Raw genomic sequence first — 17,119 nt, forward strand, 5'->3', positions numbered from 1 at the left:
TTCGAACATTTTCCTTTATCGGGGAATTTTAAATTTTAACAATATAAACAGCTCCTTCTCCCATTGCAGGTATAAATAAATAGTTGTTATAACTGCTAATATCCGCAGGGCCATTAAGGTATTTTTTTCCTATTTTATTAGTAAGATCTATTAATTCGCTCTTTTGTGTTGTTGGATTATATTTAAAGATAGATCCTACTTCATTTGATCCATTGTAATCTTTACCCCAATCAGATATATATAATTCATTATTGATAAGAGTTATGCCATCTAAACCTCCTGAAGCATTTGGGCTGTTAAGAGCATCAGTATTGTTTTTAGAATTTAGATCTAACTTTTTTAATGACAATCCGTTTGCAAAGGCACAATTCCATAGTGTATTATCCGTTAAAAATAAGCCATTTACAAAGTTGCTTTCACCTATTTTTTCTTTGCTTTTTTCTTTTAAATTAACTTTGTAAATACCGCCATTATTGGTAATACTTGCATATAAAGTATTATTGTCATTTCCTTTAACAAGATCATTTAATCCTGTGCCTCCTTTTATTGTTAAGTCAATTCCTAGATCATTAAAAGAAATTCGATCGGTAAGTTCTCCTGTATTAATATCTATTCCTTTTAGCTCATCTATGTCGTTTATCCATAATGTATTGCCTATAAGAACACTGCCTTTTGGAGCGTTTAAAGAAACTTTACTAATATTTTTAGAAATTAGTTTACCGTTGATATTTACTTTTGTAATCATTCCATCTCCGTCTTTTACGTGAGGAGCTAATTGTGTTCCGATATCTGAAATATAAAAATATTGTTTGCCATCAAAAAGAACGCTTTCAGGATGGCCTAACTCTACTGCTAATTTTCCTGTTGGAAATGTAATTTCGTTGCTACTAGGGCTTGGAGTATTGTTATCTTTTGAACAACCTATTAATAAAGTACTTCCTATAAGAGAAGAAAGTAAAAAACTCTTTTTCATAATTATCTATTTTTGTTAAGACAAATTTATGAATAAGAGTTTTTGTAAGTTTTTTGTGATCGTTCAAAAAGTTATTCTAAAAGTCCAATTTTTAGAATTAGACAATTTCTAAAGTTTTAGCTTTATTGACAAGGTCTACAAGATTGGTTACATTTAACTTGGCTAATAAACGGAGTTTATAAGTGCTAATCGTTTTTTCGTTTAAATTCAAAGCCTCTGCTACTTCTTTGTTTTTTTTACCATTGGATAGATAACGTAATACTTCGATTTCTCGACTTGATAATTTTCTGTAGGGTTGTTCTGGTTTAGATTGCTTTGATATTAAAGCAATATTGCGTTTTACGGCATCGCTAAAAACAACAGATCCTCTGTTAACCTTTATGATTGTTGAGGCAAGATTTTCTAGTTTTTCTGATTTTTCAACAAATGATGAAACTCCTGCTTTTATAGCATTGGGAGCATATATTTGTTCGTTTAAATTAGAAAATAAAACAACTTTAAGTTTTCGGTAATTTTGTAATAAGTTTTTAATATTATTAATACTGTTTAACCCATTTAGCTCCATATCCATGACTAAGATGTCTACCTCTTTTCGTTTTAACATCTCTTCAATCATGTCAAAGTTATCCACGATTCCTACTAATGTAATATCAGAATGTTCTTTGAAATATGATTTAATACCATAATGAACCACTGGATGATTATCCGCAAGACCTATCTTTATCATACATTATTCGTTTAAAATTGTGTAAGTACAAAATTACAAATAAAAATATAAAGGCTTGATTATCAGTTGTAGAAAATATTTTACACTTTTGTAGAAATTATTTGAATTGTTTAGGAATTACACATACAGGTATTGGATTTATTTTATGTTGATTAATGGTGTTTAAGCGTAAGTAAATATTAAAAACCTCTTTTTCTCTGCCTTCAAAATCATTACTCGTTTTTCCGTTCTCTAATTGTTCCATAGCCCATTCTAATTCGTCATAATTGGCTCCTAATTGATCTTCATCACTTCTGTCATCACCAAATAACCCATCAGTAGGTTTTGCATTTAAGATAGATGCCGGTATTTCTAGATAAGTTGCTAGAGCGCGAACATCACTTTTTAGTAAGTCTGCTATAGGACTGATGTCTACACCTCCATCTCCATACTTTGTAAAAAAACCTACCCCAAAATCTTCTACTTTATTTCCTGTTCCTGCGACTAACAAACTGTTTAAACCTGCTAAGTAATACAAAGACACCATTCGTAAACGTGAGCGAGTATTTGCTAAAGCCAAATAAAGCTTGTCTTCGATTTCCGATGTAGGAACCTCTTTTTGAAATGTCTCAAAAATAGGAGTCAAGTTTATTCGTGTATCGGATACGTTTGAAAATCTTGATTTTAATAAATGAATATGCTCGTATGCTCTACTTACATGGCTTTCAGTTTGATGTATAGGCATTTCTACACATAAGGTGGTAAGTCCTGTTTGAGCACATAATGTAGAAGTTAGAGCAGAATCTATTCCGCCTGATATACCTACAACAAAGCCTTTTACTCCTGCTTTTTCAGCATATTCTTTTAACCAATTTACGATATATGTGTTTACTTTTTCTACATTTAGAGTGCTTATTTTTTGCATAGTGAGGATAGTATTAAAAACGAATGTATATTTGCAAAAATAATAAAATTACGTCATAAACCGTTTTGAGGTGATCTTAATACAATTATAGTAAAATGAAGAAACATATAGCATTAACTTTTATAATCCTTTCCCTTTTTTCTTGTAAAAAAAACGAAAAAGTAAAAGATCAAGCAGAAGAAATGAATGTAAATGTTGTGGTAGATCGTTATGATAAAGCCTTTTTTGAATCAAAACCCTCTGATTTACCCAATTTAAAACAAAAATATCCTTTTTTCTTTCCTCCTCAAGTTGATGAACAATTTTTAGCCGAAAAGATGGTAAACCCACAATGGAGAGCACTATATAAGGAAGTGGAAAAGAGATACGATAATTTTGATCTTGAAAAGAAAAATATAGAAACTCTTTTTAAATATATAAAATACTATTTTCCAAAAACCAGAATACCTAAAGTATATACAGTTATTCAAGACATGGATCCTGATTATAAAGTTATTTATGCTCCCGATAAGAATATGTTAATTATTTCTTTAGAATTATATTTAGGTAAATCACATCGTTTTTATGAATACCCTGAATTCTTAAAAAGAAGATTTGAACCCTTACAAATGATGCCTGATATAGTAGACGCATTTGCTCTATATAAAGTTAAACCGCCTACTGATCGTGATTTTTTGTCACAAATGATTTATGAAGGAAAGAAACTTTATTTAAAAGATGTTTTGTTACCTACAACCTTAGATGAAGATAAAATTGCATATACTACAGAAGAGTTAAAATGGTGTGAGGAAAATGATGAAAATATTTGGCGATTTATGATAGAACAAAAAATGTTATATGATACAAACCCTATGTTAGTTCAGAAATTAATAACGCCAGGACCCTTTTCTAAATTTGGACTAGAAAGTGATAATCAAACCCCTGCCCGTATAGGAGCGTGGATTGGTTGGCAGATTGTTCGTACTTATATGGATCAGAATGACACTCCTCTGCAAAAGATGCTTGTTTTAGATGCAAAAGAACTTTTTAAAAAGTCGAAATATAAACCTGTAAAGAGTTAGTCGTTAACTCATTATTTAATGAAATGTTTAATAAGAATTTAGTTAATTAAATTCTAAAATTCTAAAATTTAAAATGCCAATAACAAAAACATCCGATATTAAGTTTGAAATCTCGTTAGATGAAAATCATATTCCTGAAAAATTGCATTGGACAGCAAAAGATGGAGGAGTGGAAAAGCAAGAAGCAAAAGCATTCATGCTGAATATTTGGGACAGCAATGTAAAAGAAACAATGCGTATTGATTTGTGGACAAAAGATATGCCTGTAGATGAAATGAAGATATTCTTTCATCAGACATTGGTAGCTATGGCAGATACTTTTGAACGTGCAACCGCTGATGAAAAAATGAGTGCAACGATGCGCGATTTTTGTGATTATTTTGCTGAAAAATTAGAATTAAATGAATAGGAAAATTATGAAAATCTTGAAAAGAAAGTTATCCTTATTTTACATCTGTTTGTTTTTAGTTTCTTGTAGTAAAGAAAATAATATAGGTGTAGCACCTGATAGTAGTAATGGAAATTGTGAGTCGTCAATACCTTTTTTGAAAACGGGAAAAGAACTTGTATTTGATTTTTTTCAATTTGGAATAAATTCAGGAACAATGAAAATGACTTTTGGTAATTGTAATGGAGAAGGGTTTTTGGTTACAAGAGGATTTTATGACACATTTGGTAAATTACATAGGTCTAGTGTAGATTTAATGAAACAAGAAGGTGATTTTCTTTTGATTGATTCTAATAATGATAAAGATTATTTTTCGAAAAACTATAAAAAAAATGCTAAGTTAAATGAAGAATGGAAATATACTAGATCGGATAAAGCGGTTGTAACACATAAAGTTATAGATATAGATTCTGTGATTACGGTGCCAGCAGGAACATTTCATTGTAAAGTATTTAAGTTTTCCACAACAACAGCTATTAATGATTCTTATGTTTTTTGGAACGATGATATTGGTAATGTTTATGAAGATACAGGATTCTTTAAGATGGAGCTTAAGTCATTTAAATAAAAAAACGATCTGAAAGATAAAAATACTGTTATGTCGGTAAAAGGGAGAAATCACATATCTATATTATGTGATTTCTCCTATTTTAGAAGAGATAGGCTAGATGTTGAGTTTCGATTTTTTGGATCTCTTTTCTATTAGATAAAATTATCATTGTTTTTAAAGATTTCCTGATTTACGTTGTCTATAAACTCTAGAACATCGTCCCGACCTATTGTATCTAATGATGATGTTATAAAATGTTGTGGCATTTCTTCCCAATTGTTAGCTAATAATGCCTTGCGATAAGCAGCAACATTTTGTTCGGTTTTACCTTTGCTTATTTTATCAGCTTTTGTAAAAATAATACAAAAAGGGATTCCAATTTCGCCAAGATATGTAATAAATTCTAAGTCTATTTTCTGAGCCTCATGACGTATATCTATTAATACAAAAGCGCAAACTAATTGCTCTCGTTTTTCAAAATAATCTGTAATGAATTTTTGAAAGACTTCTTTTGTTTTTTTAGAAACTTTTGCATAACCATATCCAGGTAAGTCAACTAAAAACCAATTGTTGTTAATTTTAAAATGATTAATTAGTTGGGTTTTGCCTGGTTTTGAAGATGTTTTTGCTAGATTTTTATGATTGGTTAACATGTTTATTAAAGAAGATTTTCCTACGTTAGATCTTCCTATAAAAGCATATTCAGGTAAACGTTCCTGTGGACATTTACTAACAATCGAGTTACTTATGATAAATTCAGCGGTATTAATTTTCATATATACAAAATAAATCCCCTTATACGAAGGGGAAAGTTATTATTTATGCTCTGCTTTTGTTTCTAGCCATTCTTCTAGAATTCTGTTAAATTCTTTAGGATGTTCCATCATTGCAGCATGTCCACATTGGTCTATCCAGTATAAAGTAGAATTAGGAAGTAGTCTGTGAAATTCTTCTGCTACTTCTGGAGGTGTTACTTTATCTTGTTTACCCCATATAATTCCTGTAGGAACGTGCATTTTAGGTAAATCTTTAGCCATGTTATGACGTATGGCACTTTTGGCAATTGTAAGTGTTTTTAAAAGTTTAATGCGATCGTTTACTGTTGCATATACCTCATCAACAATTTCTTTTGTAGCAACAGCAGGATCGTAAAAAACATCCTCTGATTTTTTTTTAATGTATTCATAATCGCCTCGCTTGGGATAGCTTTCTCCCATAGCACTTTCATATAAACCAGAACTTCCTGTAATGACTAGACCAGAAACTTTTTCAGGAAAAAGTTTTGTGAAATATAAGGCAATATGCCCTCCTAAAGAATTGCCAACAAGGACAACTCGGTCAAAACCTTTGTAATTTATAAAGTTCTTAAGATATACTGCAAATGCTTTTACATTTGTTTTTAATATATTTTGGGTATATAGAGGCAATTCAGGTATTACCACTTTATAACCTTTGTTAGGAAAGTATTCGGCAACTCCACCAAAATTACTAAGACCTCCCATTAATCCATGTAAGATTACAATTGGAGTCCCTTCCCCTGCTTCAAAATATTTATACTTGCCGTCTTCTATTAAGTGCTCCACTTTATTAACTTGTTTTTTATACGACAAATATAGTGGTTAAAAATGAAAAAATAATTTTTATTAATCTTTTGTAGAGGAACTAACTTGGTGGATTAATAGTGTATAGAGGAAAAAATAAAAAAATGTACCATTTAAACTTTGAAAGTTCCTCATAAATACTATTTTTTCAGCCTTGAGGCTGTCTAAAAAGTTCGCAATCTTTTCATTTCGACCAGAGGGAGAAATTACATAATGTTGATTATGAGATTCCTCCTTATCGGAGTGATAAGCCGCATGTTGATTTAGACACTATCCTACAAAAGCAATAAAAATTAGTGTTGGTTCTCGATATGCTTTGGGTTCGAACTAACGATGATTTTAATTATATACTCAACCGTTTGTTCGAGTTGTTTTAAAGTGAAAAAACAGATCGAGAATTTTACTTTTTAATCCAGTGTATTTTAAGTTTAAATGGTATCAGAATGATTTTTATGATGAAGCAAATAATGGTTTAAGCGAAAAGGAGAAGTCATATAATGTTGATAATATGGCTTCTCCTATGCTTGAAATGATAAACTAGATGTTGAATTTTATTTTTTAGATATCTATTCTTTTATTTTAAGATTTAATAATTGTTTGTTTTCTGTCAGGACCTACAGATATAATCATAATAGGCACTTCTAGTTCTTCTTCGATAAACTGAATATAGTTTTTTAATTCTATAGGGAGCTCCTCGAAAGTGCTCATATTTGTTAGGTCTGCCTTCCAACCTTTAAACTCAGTGTAAATAGGAGTAAGGTTTTCTTCTTCAATAGAAAAGGGTAGATGTTTTATTGTTTCTCCTTTGTAGTTGTAAGCGTTACAAACTTTTAGTGTTTCAAAACCAGAAAGGACATCTCCTTTCATCATCATTAACTGGGTTACTCCATTAATTTGAATAGCGTATTTTAAAGCTACTAAATCTAACCATCCACAACGTCTAGCGCGTCCTGTGACAGATCCAAACTCATTTCCTACTTTTGCCATTGTTTCTCCATCTGTACCGAAATCTTCTGTAGGGAATGGACCAGAGCCTACGCGAGTAGTGTAGGCTTTAAAAATCCCAAAAACATCTTTTATTTTATTGGGAGCAATTCCTAGACCTGTACAGGCTCCTGCAGCGGTGGTGTTAGAAGAAGTAACGAAAGGGTAAGTTCCAAAGTCAACATCTAATAAAGAACCTTGAGCTCCTTCACAAAGAATAGATTTGCCTTCTTTTTGAGCTTTAGCTAAAAAATCTTCACTGTCAATAAAAGTTAGTTTTTTTAACTCTTCTATAGCTTCAAAAAACTCTTTTTCCATTTCAGGAAGATTGTATTGAATGTTTACATCGTAGAATTTAATCATCTCCTCGTGCTTATTAGCTAGAGAACGATACTTTTCAATGAAATCAGACATTTCAATATCTCCAACTCTTAAGCCATTACGACCTGTTTTGTCCATATAAGTAGGGCCAATACCTTTTAGAGTGGAACCTATTTTGGCTTTACCTTTAGCTGTTTCAGAAGCTGCGTCTAGTAAACGATGGGTTGGTAAAATAAGATGAGCTTTTCTTGAAATTAATAATTTTGACTTGATATTCATATTGAATTTTTCAAGTCCTTCAATTTCTTTTTGAAAAACAACTGGGTCGATAACAACACCATTTCCTATGATATTTATCGAGTTTTTGTGAAAAATACCAGATGGGATTGTACGTAAAACGTGTTTTATTCCATCAAATTCAAGTGTGTGTCCAGCATTAGGACCTCCTTGAAAACGAGCTATAATGTCATATTTAGAGGTTAATACATCGACAATTTTTCCTTTGCCTTCATCTCCCCATTGTAATCCTAGTAGTAAGTCTACAGTCATTGTGTTGTTGTTTGTAATTTTAAGAATTATTCTTTTTAGTAGCGTAGAAATATAATGAATGATTTTGGATTTCAATTCCAAATAAATCCTCCATAGTTTGTTTGATCGTTTGTATTCTTGGGTCGCAAAACTCAATTACTTCCCCAGTATCAGTCATAATAATATGGTCATGTTGTTTGTCAAAATAAGATTTCTCATAGTGTGCTTGATTCTGACCAAACTGATGTTTACGAACTAAACCACAATCTAATAATAATTCAATAGTATTGTAGAGTGTGGCACGAGACACTCGGTAATTTTTATTTTTCATTTTGATGTAAAGATTTTCTATATCAAAATGTTCTGAATTATCATATATTTCCTGAAGGATTGCATATCGTTCTGGTGTCTTTCGATGTCCATTTTTTTCTAAATAACTAGTAAAAACATTTTTTACCGTTTCTTGATGGCTATTGTTGTCAGATGTAACTTGTGTCATAACGTCACAAAGATAAAATTTTTATTCATATTGTAGATAATAATGGTTTTTTACTTTTATAAGTATTGGTCTATAATAAAAATACACAGACGGTTTTGTCTACTCTTAAAATAAAAATGCTGTTTATGTAAAAACGAATAGAAGACTTACTTCCAGTTTTTTTGACTCTCTTTTGCTATGGTGATACTTATCCGTTTTTTTGAAAAATTTTTATTCATTCAAAATGTCTTAAGCTCTACCATGTCAAATGGCAATATACTAAAAAAACAAATAGATGAATGTTAATTAAGAAGGTTGTTTTTTGAGATGCTTGAGATTTTGCGATGAAAAATAAAAGTATAAATAATATAAAAGGTGTAAAAAAATCGCGTATATGAAGTTTTGCCAAATTGGAGATGAAAAATAGAGCACCTTTCAGATTCAAAGTTCTTTTTGTCTGTGATAAAAGTCTAATGGCAAATCTGAGATTATAAAAATTATAGTTTTCGAGTTTTGTCATGTATTTCTTATAAAATTAAAATTTATAAACAAAGTGGTATTTTGTGGTAAAATGTGGTAAAAATATTTCTATCTTTGTCTTTGTACAGTACAAAGCGTAACTCCTTGAATACCATTGTTGGAACATATGAATGTAAAGCGGATGCTAAGGGCAGGTTGATGTTACCAGTTGCCTTAAAGAGCCAATTGGCTACTTCTTTACAGGAAGGGTTTGTGTTAAAACGTTCTGTTTTTCAACCATGTTTAGAGTTGTATCCAATGAGTGAATGGAATGTTATGATGCAAAAAATCAACAAATTAAATCGTTTTGTAAAGAAGAATAATGATTTTATTCGTCGATTTACTGCGGGAGTAAAAGTGGTAGAGATTGATGCTACGGGACGTCTATTAATACCCAAAGATTTGGCTGTTTTTGCAAATATTACCAATAATGTAGTATTGTCTTCGGCGGTAACTATATTAGAAATTTGGGATAAAGAATTATATGAAAAAGCTATTGATGATTCAGTAATGGATTTTGCTGATTTAGCTGAAGAAGTAATGGGAGATTTAAATTTTGATGACAATGGAATATCATAATCCGGTTTTATTAAAAGAAACAGTGGATGGTTTGAATATCAAACCGGATGGCATATATGTAGATGTAACTTTTGGAGGCGGAGGTCATTCAAGAGAAATAATAGCTCGATTAGGACCTAATGGAAAGTTATTTGCTTTTGATCAAGATGAAGATGCTTGGGCAAATGTAATAGAAGACACACGATTTGTATTAATAAAAGAAAATTTTAGGTACATCAAAAACTTTTTGCGTTTTCATAACGTTCGAAAAGTTGATGGGATTTTGGCAGATTTAGGGGTTTCCTCTCATCAATTTGATGTGCCAGAACGAGGCTTTTCTACTCGTTTTGATGGGGCGCTTGATATGAGAATGAGTCAAAAAAATGAATTGAGTGCTTACACTGTAGTTAATGAGTATGATGATATAAATCTACGTCGTATTTTTTTAGAATATGGAGAACTGAAAAATGCAGCAGCTTTAGCTAGGACAATAATAGAAGCTAGAGAAACAGAACATATTGTTAATACAGAAGATTTAAAACAAGTTTTAAAAAAACATTTACCAGGTCATAAAGCCAATAAAATTTTAGCTCAAATTTATCAAGCTATACGTATTGAAGTAAATCAAGAGATGGAAGTCTTAAAAGAATTTCTAGAACAATCATTAGAAATCTTGAATATAGGAGGGAGGTTAAGCGTTATTTCGTACCATTCTTTAGAAGACCGTTTGGTAAAACGATTTATAAAAAATGGAATGTTTGAGGGAGAACCAGAACGAGATATATTTGGCAGGTTTGAAGTACCCATGAAAGCTATTGATAAACTTATTGTGCCAACAGATGAAGAAATAAAACTAAATAATAGAGCTCGAAGTGCAAAGCTTCGTATAGCTGAAAAAAAATAACAATAAATATTGTCTTTAGGATCTCTAAATAAAAAATGAAAAACAAAATCTTTAATATACTAAAAGCACGCTATCTTCTTAACGAAGATGCCGCAAAGAATTGGATTTTTATCCTTTTCTTATTAGTACTAGCTATCGTAATGATAGCAAATACACATAGTTATGAGAAAAAAGTTTTTCGTATAGCCGAATTAAACAATGAAGTAAAAGAATTACGATCAGAATTTGTAGACCGAAGATCAGAACTAATGAAAATAAAAATGGAGTCAAACGTAGCAGCTCAGATGGCAATATTAGACATTGTACCCTCTTCCGTTCCTCCTAAAAAAATTAAAGTAGCAAAAGAAAAGACAGCTTGGGAAAAGCTATGGCAATAATAAATAGAAACATATTAAATCGTATTTATGGAGTGGCATTACTTATACTTGTAATGTCATCTGCTGTTGCTGTAAAATTAAGTAATATTCAATGGGTTGAAGGAACTTATTATAGACAATTAGCCAAAGAACGTACAATTAAAAATTTTGTAATCCCTGCCAATAGAGGAAATGTTTATTCATCAGATGGAAGTCTTTTAGCAACTTCCATTCCTGAATATACAATCCGTTTCGACGCATTAGCACCTTCGCAAGAAAATTTTGATAAACATATAAAATCGCTTGCAGATTCATTAGCACCTATGCTAAAAAAAACAAGCAGTTTTTTACTAAACGATTTTAGAAAAGCAAGAGCAAATAAAAATCGTTATATGTTAGTTGCACGCAAGTTAAGTTATACAGAGCATGCTAGAATTAAAAAATTTCCTTTACTAAACCTAGGTGCTTATAAAGGAGGAATCATTATAGAACAGCAAACAGTAAGAGAACATCCAATAGGAAAAATAGCAGAAAGAACAATAGGTTATGAACGTTTTAATGATGAAGGAAGTTTGACCCGAGTAGGAATCGAAGGTGCTTTTGGAAAGTATTTGAAAGGAAAAAATGGACAAGTCTTAAAGCAAAAAATAGCAAAAGGACAATGGAAACCTATTCGAGATAATAATGAAGTAGAACCGATAGATGGCTATGATATAGTATCTACGATTGACGTTTATATACAAGATATTGCACATCACGCATTGCTTAAACAGTTAGAACTATATGAAGCAGAACACGGTTGCGCAGTAGTCATGGAAACCAAAACAGGCGATATTAAGGCCATTTCTAACTTGGGGAGAGCTAAGGATGGATCCTATTATGAAACTATTAATTACGCCGTTGCAGAATCACATGAACCAGGTTCCACCTTTAAATTAGTAGATGTTTTAGCACTATTAGAAGATAAAAAAATTGATACTAATAAAATTTACAATACACATGGAGGAGTAGTTGTATATAGAGGACGAAAAGTAAAAGACTCTCATGAGGGAGGATATGGTAAAATCTCATTTGCTAGAGGATTTGAACTTTCTTCTAATACAGTATTAGTTCAAGCAGTGTATGAAAATTATAAAGAAAACCCTCAAGAGTTTGTAGACCATATCAACTATTTAGGACTAAACGCACCTTTAGGACTACCTTTTAAAGGAGAAGGAAAACCTAGAATACCTCAACCAAGAAAAGGAAATTGGAGTCGTATCTCGCTCCCATGGATGGCCTTTGGTTATGGTGTTTCAGTTACGCCATTACAGACACTTACATTATACAATGCAATAGCTAATAATGGTGTAATGGTTAAACCTAAGTTTGTTCAAGAGGTAAAAGAATGGAATAAAGTCATAAAAAAATTTGATACAGAAGTAATTAACTCTAGAATTTGTTCTAATGCTACGCTCTTGAAAATAAAAGCCATGTTGAAAAATGTTGTTAAAAGAGGAACCGCATCTAAATTATATTCAAAAGATTTTTCTATGGCAGGAAAAACAGGAACCGCACAAATAGATTATCATAAAGGAGACACACAAATGTATTATGCCTCTTCCTTTGCAGGCTATTTTCCAGCAGAAGATCCGCAATATTCCTGTATAGTGGTCATTCATAAACCCAATACCTCCAGTAATAATTATTACGGTGCTGATGTAGCAGGTCCTGTTTTTAAAAGAATTGCACAAAAAGTTTTTACAGATGTTCCTTCTACAGATGAAATAAAATCATTAAAAAGAAGAGTTAACAAACAAGAAAAAAGTTATTTGACCTATAATGAAAAACTAAATAAAAAACCATTATATGTGCCAAATACAAAAGGAATGCCAGGAATGGATGCAGTAGCCTTGTTAGAAAATTTAGGTATGAAAGTACAAGTAAACGGATTTGGTAAAGTAAAAAAACAGTCTGTTCAAGCAGGAGAAATTATAAGAAAAAATACAACTATAGTTTTAGAACTATCATAAACAAAATAATACAAGTATTTTATCTTTCAATTAAAAGGAATAAAAAAGAATGAATTTAAAAGATTTATTATACAAAGTACCCATAGAAGAGGTTCAGGGATCTACTACAAAAACCGTGAATCAAATTCATTTCGATTCTCGTAAAATCGAAACAAATGATATTTTTGTAGCAATCCGAGGAACTCTGTCCGATGGGCATCAGTATATTGAAAAAGCAATAAGTTTAGGCGCTACAACTATAATTTGTGAACAACTTCCTAAGACTTGCTTAAAAAATATTACCTATATAAAAGTACAAGATACAAATACAGCTTTAGCACAATTAGCTAATAATTTTTATGAAAAACCATCTAATAAATTAATATTAGTTGGAGTCACAGGTACAAATGGTAAGACCACAATTGCATCTCTACTATATCAAATGTTTAAAAGAGCAGGCTATAAAGTTGGATTATTATCAACCGTGAAAATAATGGTAAACACAACAGAATACAAAGCCACTCATACAACACCCGATTCTTTAACTATCAATTATTTTTTAAATCAAATGGTTCAAGAAGGTTGTGAATATTGCTTTATGGAAGTAAGTTCTCATGGAGTACATCAAAAACGCACCGAAGGTTTATTTTTTGCAGGAGGAGTGTTTACCAACTTATCACACGATCATTTAGATTATCACCCAACATTTGCAGAATACCGTGATGTAAAAAAGATGTTTTTTGATCATTTACCCAAAACTGCTTTTGCATTAACCAATATTGATGATAAAAATGGTTCTGTCATGTTGCAGAACACACAAGCAAGAAAAAAAACCTATGCTCTAAAAACCTATGCTGATTACAAAGCCGTTATATTAGAAAATCAACTGTCTGGACTTCAGTTAAAAATTAATGAACAAGATGTTTGGACACGATTAATAGGTACTTTTAATGCTTACAATCTATTAGCTATTTACGCTGTAGCAGTTGAATTAGGAATAGATAAAATAGAAGCCCTTCGTTTGTTGTCAGAGTTAGAAAGTGTGTCGGGTAGATTTCAGTTTATAGTTTCCAAAGAAAAAATTACGACCATAGTAGATTATGCACACACCCCCGATGCCCTAGAAAATGTATTAAACACTATTAATGATATCCGTACTAAAAACGAACAATTAATCACGATTGTAGGATGTGGAGGAGATAGAGACAGAACAAAGCGACCTGTTATGGCGCGAATTGCAACAGAAATGAGTTCAAAAGTAATTTTGACTTCGGATAATCCCCGCACAGAAAATCCTCAAGCTATTATTGAAGAAATGGAAGCAGGAATTACGGCAGAAAATTTTAAAAAATACGTGTCCATTATAGATCGTAAGCAAGCTATAAAAACAGCTTGTCAAATAGCTGAAAACGGAGATATAATTTTGATCGCTGGCAAAGGACATGAAACCTATCAAGAAGTCAATGGAATACGTCACGATTTTGATGATATGAAAATAGTACAAGAATTATTAAAACAATTAAACAAATAATAATTGATTTAGAAGATAGATTTATGGTTTCAAACTAAAAAATCTAAAATAAAAATCCAAAATCTTATAAAGTATGTTATACTACCTATTTGAATATTTAGATAAAGTTCAGGACGTTCCTGGAACAGGCGTTTTTCAATACATCACCTTCCGATCTGCATTGGCCATCATTATGTCATTATTATTGTCTACTATTTACGGAAAAAAAGTAATAAGCTATCTAAGACGTTTGCAAATAGGTGAGACAGTTCGTGAATTAGGCTTAGAAGGACAAACTCAAAAAGCAGGAACGCCAACTATGGGAGGAATTATCATTATATTTTCTACTCTAATACCAGTTTTATTATTTGCAAGATTAGATAATATTTATGTAATATTATTAATAATATCTATGTTATGGATGGGATTAATAGGCTTTTTAGATGATTATATAAAGGTATTCAAAAAAGACAAAGAAGGACTAAAAGGAATCTTTAAAGTGATAGGTCAAGTAGGATTAGGGTTATTTGTTGGATCAGTTTTATATTTTCATCCACAAGTAACTGTACGTAAAGAGATGGCCCATACAAAAATTGAAATAGATGCTTCTCAAAATACAATTAAACCCATGATGATTGAAGAAAAATCAACAGCCACTACAATACCTTTTTTCAAAAATAATGAGTTTGATTATGCCGAAGTATTATCTTTCATGGGAGAAGGATATGAAAATTATGCTTGGTTAATTTTTATACCAGTAGTTATTTTTATTATTACAGCGGTTTCAAATGGAGCCAATCTTACTGATGGTATTGATGGGCTGGCGGCAGGAACCTCCGCTATATCAGTAATAGGGTTGGGAGTATTTACATTTGTTTCAGGAAATATTATTTTTTCTAAATATTTAAACATAATGTTCATTCCACACTCAGGAGAGATGACCGTTTTTATAGCAGCTTTCATAGGATCATTAGTCGGTTTTTTATGGTATAATAGTTTTCCCGCTGCTGTTTTTATGGGAGATACAGGAAGTTTAACCATAGGAGGTGTGATTGCCGTATTGGCAATTGCCGTTCGTAAAGAAATGCTAATTCCAGTTATTTGTGGAATATTTTTAGCCGAAAATCTCTCAGTAGTATTACAAGTAGCCTATTTTAAATATACAAAAAAGAAATACGGAGAAGGACGTCGTATTTTCTTAATGTCACCATTACACCATCACTATCAAAAGAAAGGATACCACGAAAGTAAAATAGTTACTCGTTTCTGGATTGTAGGAATTTTATTAACTATTGTTTCGGTTGTAACTCTAAAATTAAGATAATCTATGAAGTTAGTTGTTTTAGGAGGAGGAGAAAGCGGTGTAGGTACCGCTATCCTTGGAAAGAAAAAAGGATATGAAGTATTCGTGTCTGATTTTGGGAAAATAAAAGATACATATAAAGAGATATTATTGCTACACAAAATTAAATTTGAAGACGAAAAACACACGGAAGAATTTATCTTGAATGCAGATATGGTAATGAAAAGCCCAGGTATTCCAGATAAAGCACCTATTGTAAAAAAAATAATAGAAAAAAAAATACCAATACTCTCCGAAATTGAATTTACCAACAAGTTTACAGATGCGGTAACGGTAGGGATAACAGGTAGTAATGGAAAGACTACGACCACTATGCTAACCTACCACCTTTTAAAGCAAGGAGGATTAAATGTAGGACTTGCAGGAAATATAGGAAAGAGTTTTGCATGGCAAGTAGCAGATGATAAGTTTGATACTTATGTTTTAGAATTAAGTAGCTTTCAACTAGATGGAGTTGAAAAATATAAACCACATATTGCTATTATAACCAATATTAGTCCAGATCATTTAGATCGGTATGAATATAAATACGAAAATTATATTGCTTCAAAGTTTAGAATAACAATGAATCAAACAACAGAAGATTTTTTGATTTACGATGCAGATGATCAAGATATAAATAATTGGTTGAGTCAAAATACAACCAAAGCGAAATTAATACCCTTCTCCATTTCTAAAAAATTAGATTTTGGAGTTTATTTAGAAAAAGATACAATAAAATTCAATATAACAAACGAAGTATTTGATATGCCAACCAACGAAATATCTTTAGAAGGAAAACATAATGTAAAAAACGCTATGGCAGCAGCAACAGTTGCACAATTGTTAAAAATAAGAAAAGCAACCATTAGAGAAAGTTTGTCAGACTTTCAAGCGGTTGAACATCGTCTTGAAAAAGTATTAAAAATAAACAATGTTCAATATATAAATGATTCTAAAGCAACGAATGTAAATGCTGCATTTTTTGCCCTAGACAGTATGTCTACACCAACTGTATGGATTGTAGGAGGAGTTGATAAAGGGAATGATTATACAGAACTTTTACCGTTGGTAAACGAAAAAGTAAAAGCAATTATTTGTTTAGGAATAGATAATAAAAAGATAATGGAATCGTTTGGAGGTATTGTAGATGAAATGATAGAAGCTAGCTCAATGGCAGAAGCAGTAAAACAAGCTTATCGCCTAGCCGAAAAAGGAGATACCGTTTTATTGTCACCTGCTTGCGCAAGTTTTGATTTATTTCAAAATTACGAAGACAGAGGACGACAGTTTAAACTAGCAGTTCAAAATTTATAAAATCTAGGATTTAAAGTATAAAACCTAAATTCTTAAACTTTAATACA

The 17,119-nt window shown here is 31.3% G+C and carries 17 protein-coding genes; 10 read left to right on the forward strand and 7 right to left on the reverse strand.

What is annotated here, in order from left to right; genetic code table 11:
* Window positions 1–28: 28 nt before the first annotated feature.
* The 3 genes from ACUXZJ_RS06465 to nadE all read right to left on the reverse strand — a co-directional run bounded on the left by ACUXZJ_RS06465 (window position 29) and on the right by nadE (window position 2,604).
* Window positions 29–973 carry a hypothetical protein gene (locus ACUXZJ_RS06465; protein ID WP_063743682.1) on the reverse strand — a complete coding sequence of 315 codons (945 nt, stop codon included), beginning with the start codon at window positions 971–973 and terminating at the stop codon, window positions 29–31.
* Window positions 974–1,070: 97 nt separating this feature from the next.
* A complete protein-coding gene (locus tag ACUXZJ_RS06470) occupies window positions 1,071–1,700 on the reverse strand; it encodes a response regulator transcription factor (protein WP_063743683.1) in 630 nt (209 codons plus the stop codon).
* Between the two features lie 97 nt (window positions 1,701–1,797).
* A complete protein-coding gene (nadE, locus tag ACUXZJ_RS06475) occupies window positions 1,798–2,604 on the reverse strand; it encodes an NAD(+) synthase (protein WP_060383291.1) in 807 nt (268 codons plus the stop codon).
* 95 nt (window positions 2,605–2,699) lie between these two features.
* Between nadE and gldB the strand changes: the two genes are divergently transcribed.
* The 3 genes from gldB (at window position 2,700) to ACUXZJ_RS06490 (ending at window position 4,681) form a co-directional block, all read left to right on the forward strand.
* A complete protein-coding gene (gldB, locus tag ACUXZJ_RS06480) occupies window positions 2,700–3,665 on the forward strand; it encodes a gliding motility lipoprotein GldB (protein WP_060383290.1) in 966 nt (321 codons plus the stop codon).
* Between the two features lie 73 nt (window positions 3,666–3,738).
* The gene (gldC, locus tag ACUXZJ_RS06485; protein WP_446196084.1) at window positions 3,739–4,074 is read left to right on the forward strand and encodes a gliding motility protein GldC; all 336 of its coding nucleotides are present in this window, start codon (window positions 3,739–3,741) and stop codon (window positions 4,072–4,074) included.
* Window positions 4,067–4,681, forward strand: a complete 615-nt coding sequence (locus ACUXZJ_RS06490; protein ID WP_446196086.1) for a hypothetical protein — start codon at window positions 4,067–4,069, stop codon at window positions 4,679–4,681. The genes gldC and ACUXZJ_RS06490 overlap by 8 nt, the downstream gene beginning before the upstream one ends.
* A gap of 134 nt (window positions 4,682–4,815) precedes the next feature.
* Here ACUXZJ_RS06490 and yihA read toward each other — a convergent pair whose 3' ends face one another.
* The 4 genes from yihA to ACUXZJ_RS06510 all read right to left on the reverse strand — a co-directional run bounded on the left by yihA (window position 4,816) and on the right by ACUXZJ_RS06510 (window position 8,596).
* Window positions 4,816–5,439: a ribosome biogenesis GTP-binding protein YihA/YsxC gene (yihA, locus tag ACUXZJ_RS06495; RefSeq protein ID WP_060383287.1), complete on the reverse strand. Its 624-nt coding sequence runs from the start codon at window positions 5,437–5,439 to the stop codon at window positions 4,816–4,818.
* Window positions 5,440–5,478: 39 nt separating this feature from the next.
* On the reverse strand, window positions 5,479–6,246 hold the full coding sequence (locus ACUXZJ_RS06500) for an alpha/beta fold hydrolase (RefSeq protein WP_063744179.1): 768 nt from the start codon (window positions 6,244–6,246) through the stop codon (window positions 5,479–5,481).
* A 597-nt stretch (window positions 6,247–6,843) separates the two neighbouring features.
* Window positions 6,844–8,118, reverse strand: coding sequence for an adenylosuccinate synthase (locus ACUXZJ_RS06505; RefSeq protein WP_060383892.1), 1,275 nt, complete (start codon window positions 8,116–8,118; stop codon window positions 6,844–6,846).
* A 19-nt stretch (window positions 8,119–8,137) separates the two neighbouring features.
* Complete coding sequence (locus tag ACUXZJ_RS06510) at window positions 8,138–8,596, reverse strand: Fur family transcriptional regulator (RefSeq protein WP_060383286.1); 459 nt, start codon at window positions 8,594–8,596, stop codon at window positions 8,138–8,140.
* Window positions 8,597–9,199: 603 nt separating this feature from the next.
* Here ACUXZJ_RS06510 and mraZ point away from each other — a divergent pair.
* The 7 genes from mraZ (at window position 9,200) to murD (ending at window position 17,072) form a co-directional block, all read left to right on the forward strand.
* On the forward strand, window positions 9,200–9,673 hold the full coding sequence (gene mraZ, locus ACUXZJ_RS06515) for a division/cell wall cluster transcriptional repressor MraZ (RefSeq protein ID WP_088466424.1): 474 nt from the start codon (window positions 9,200–9,202) through the stop codon (window positions 9,671–9,673).
* Window positions 9,660–10,556 (forward strand): 16S rRNA (cytosine(1402)-N(4))-methyltransferase RsmH, encoded by an 897-nt coding sequence (rsmH, locus tag ACUXZJ_RS06520; protein WP_088418225.1) that lies wholly within the window; start codon window positions 9,660–9,662, stop codon window positions 10,554–10,556. Before mraZ ends, rsmH begins: the two co-directional genes overlap by 14 nt.
* A 35-nt stretch (window positions 10,557–10,591) precedes the next feature.
* On the forward strand, window positions 10,592–10,933 hold the full coding sequence (locus tag ACUXZJ_RS06525; RefSeq protein ID WP_060383283.1) for an FtsL-like putative cell division protein: 342 nt from the start codon (window positions 10,592–10,594) through the stop codon (window positions 10,931–10,933).
* The gene (locus ACUXZJ_RS06530; RefSeq protein WP_060383282.1) at window positions 10,924–12,924 is read left to right on the forward strand and encodes a penicillin-binding protein; all 2,001 of its coding nucleotides are present in this window, start codon (window positions 10,924–10,926) and stop codon (window positions 12,922–12,924) included. The genes ACUXZJ_RS06525 and ACUXZJ_RS06530 overlap by 10 nt, the downstream gene beginning before the upstream one ends.
* 49 nt (window positions 12,925–12,973) lie before the next feature.
* Window positions 12,974–14,434 (forward strand): UDP-N-acetylmuramoyl-L-alanyl-D-glutamate--2,6-diaminopimelate ligase, encoded by a 1,461-nt coding sequence (locus ACUXZJ_RS06535; protein WP_060383281.1) that lies wholly within the window; start codon window positions 12,974–12,976, stop codon window positions 14,432–14,434.
* Between the two features lie 73 nt (window positions 14,435–14,507).
* On the forward strand, window positions 14,508–15,737 hold the full coding sequence (gene mraY, locus ACUXZJ_RS06540; RefSeq protein ID WP_060383280.1) for a phospho-N-acetylmuramoyl-pentapeptide-transferase: 1,230 nt from the start codon (window positions 14,508–14,510) through the stop codon (window positions 15,735–15,737).
* A 3-nt stretch (window positions 15,738–15,740) separates the two neighbouring features.
* The gene (gene murD / locus ACUXZJ_RS06545; protein ID WP_060383279.1) at window positions 15,741–17,072 is read left to right on the forward strand and encodes a UDP-N-acetylmuramoyl-L-alanine--D-glutamate ligase; all 1,332 of its coding nucleotides are present in this window, start codon (window positions 15,741–15,743) and stop codon (window positions 17,070–17,072) included.
* Window positions 17,073–17,119 lie beyond the last annotated feature (47 nt).

Source organism: Flavobacterium sp. TN-1 (assembly GCF_052828645.1).

Excerpts from the sequence above, each read along its gene's own strand:
- ACUXZJ_RS06510 (WP_060383286.1), bottom strand. The coding sequence starts at position 8,596 with ATGACACAAGTTACATCTGACAACAATAGCCATCAAGAAACGGTAAAA.
- yihA (WP_060383287.1), bottom strand. The coding sequence starts at position 5,439 with ATGAAAATTAATACCGCTGAATTTATCATAAGTAACTCGATTGTTAGT.
- ACUXZJ_RS06470 (WP_063743683.1), bottom strand. The coding sequence starts at position 1,700 with ATGATAAAGATAGGTCTTGCGGATAATCATCCAGTGGTTCATTATGGT.
- rsmH (WP_088418225.1), top strand. The coding sequence starts at position 9,660 with ATGGAATATCATAATCCGGTTTTATTAAAAGAAACAGTGGATGGTTTG.
- ACUXZJ_RS06530 (WP_060383282.1), top strand. The coding sequence starts at position 10,924 with ATGGCAATAATAAATAGAAACATATTAAATCGTATTTATGGAGTGGCA.
- ACUXZJ_RS06465 (WP_063743682.1), bottom strand. The coding sequence starts at position 973 with ATGAAAAAGAGTTTTTTACTTTCTTCTCTTATAGGAAGTACTTTATTA.
- ACUXZJ_RS06505 (WP_060383892.1), bottom strand. The coding sequence starts at position 8,118 with ATGACTGTAGACTTACTACTAGGATTACAATGGGGAGATGAAGGCAAA.
- nadE (WP_060383291.1), bottom strand. The coding sequence starts at position 2,604 with ATGCAAAAAATAAGCACTCTAAATGTAGAAAAAGTAAACACATATATC.
- ACUXZJ_RS06535 (WP_060383281.1), top strand. The coding sequence starts at position 12,974 with ATGAATTTAAAAGATTTATTATACAAAGTACCCATAGAAGAGGTTCAG.
- ACUXZJ_RS06490 (WP_446196086.1), top strand. The coding sequence starts at position 4,067 with ATGAATAGGAAAATTATGAAAATCTTGAAAAGAAAGTTATCCTTATTT.
- gldC (WP_446196084.1), top strand. The coding sequence starts at position 3,739 with ATGCCAATAACAAAAACATCCGATATTAAGTTTGAAATCTCGTTAGAT.
- mraY (WP_060383280.1), top strand. The coding sequence starts at position 14,508 with ATGTTATACTACCTATTTGAATATTTAGATAAAGTTCAGGACGTTCCT.
- murD (WP_060383279.1), top strand. The coding sequence starts at position 15,741 with ATGAAGTTAGTTGTTTTAGGAGGAGGAGAAAGCGGTGTAGGTACCGCT.
- gldB (WP_060383290.1), top strand. The coding sequence starts at position 2,700 with ATGAAGAAACATATAGCATTAACTTTTATAATCCTTTCCCTTTTTTCT.
- ACUXZJ_RS06525 (WP_060383283.1), top strand. The coding sequence starts at position 10,592 with ATGAAAAACAAAATCTTTAATATACTAAAAGCACGCTATCTTCTTAAC.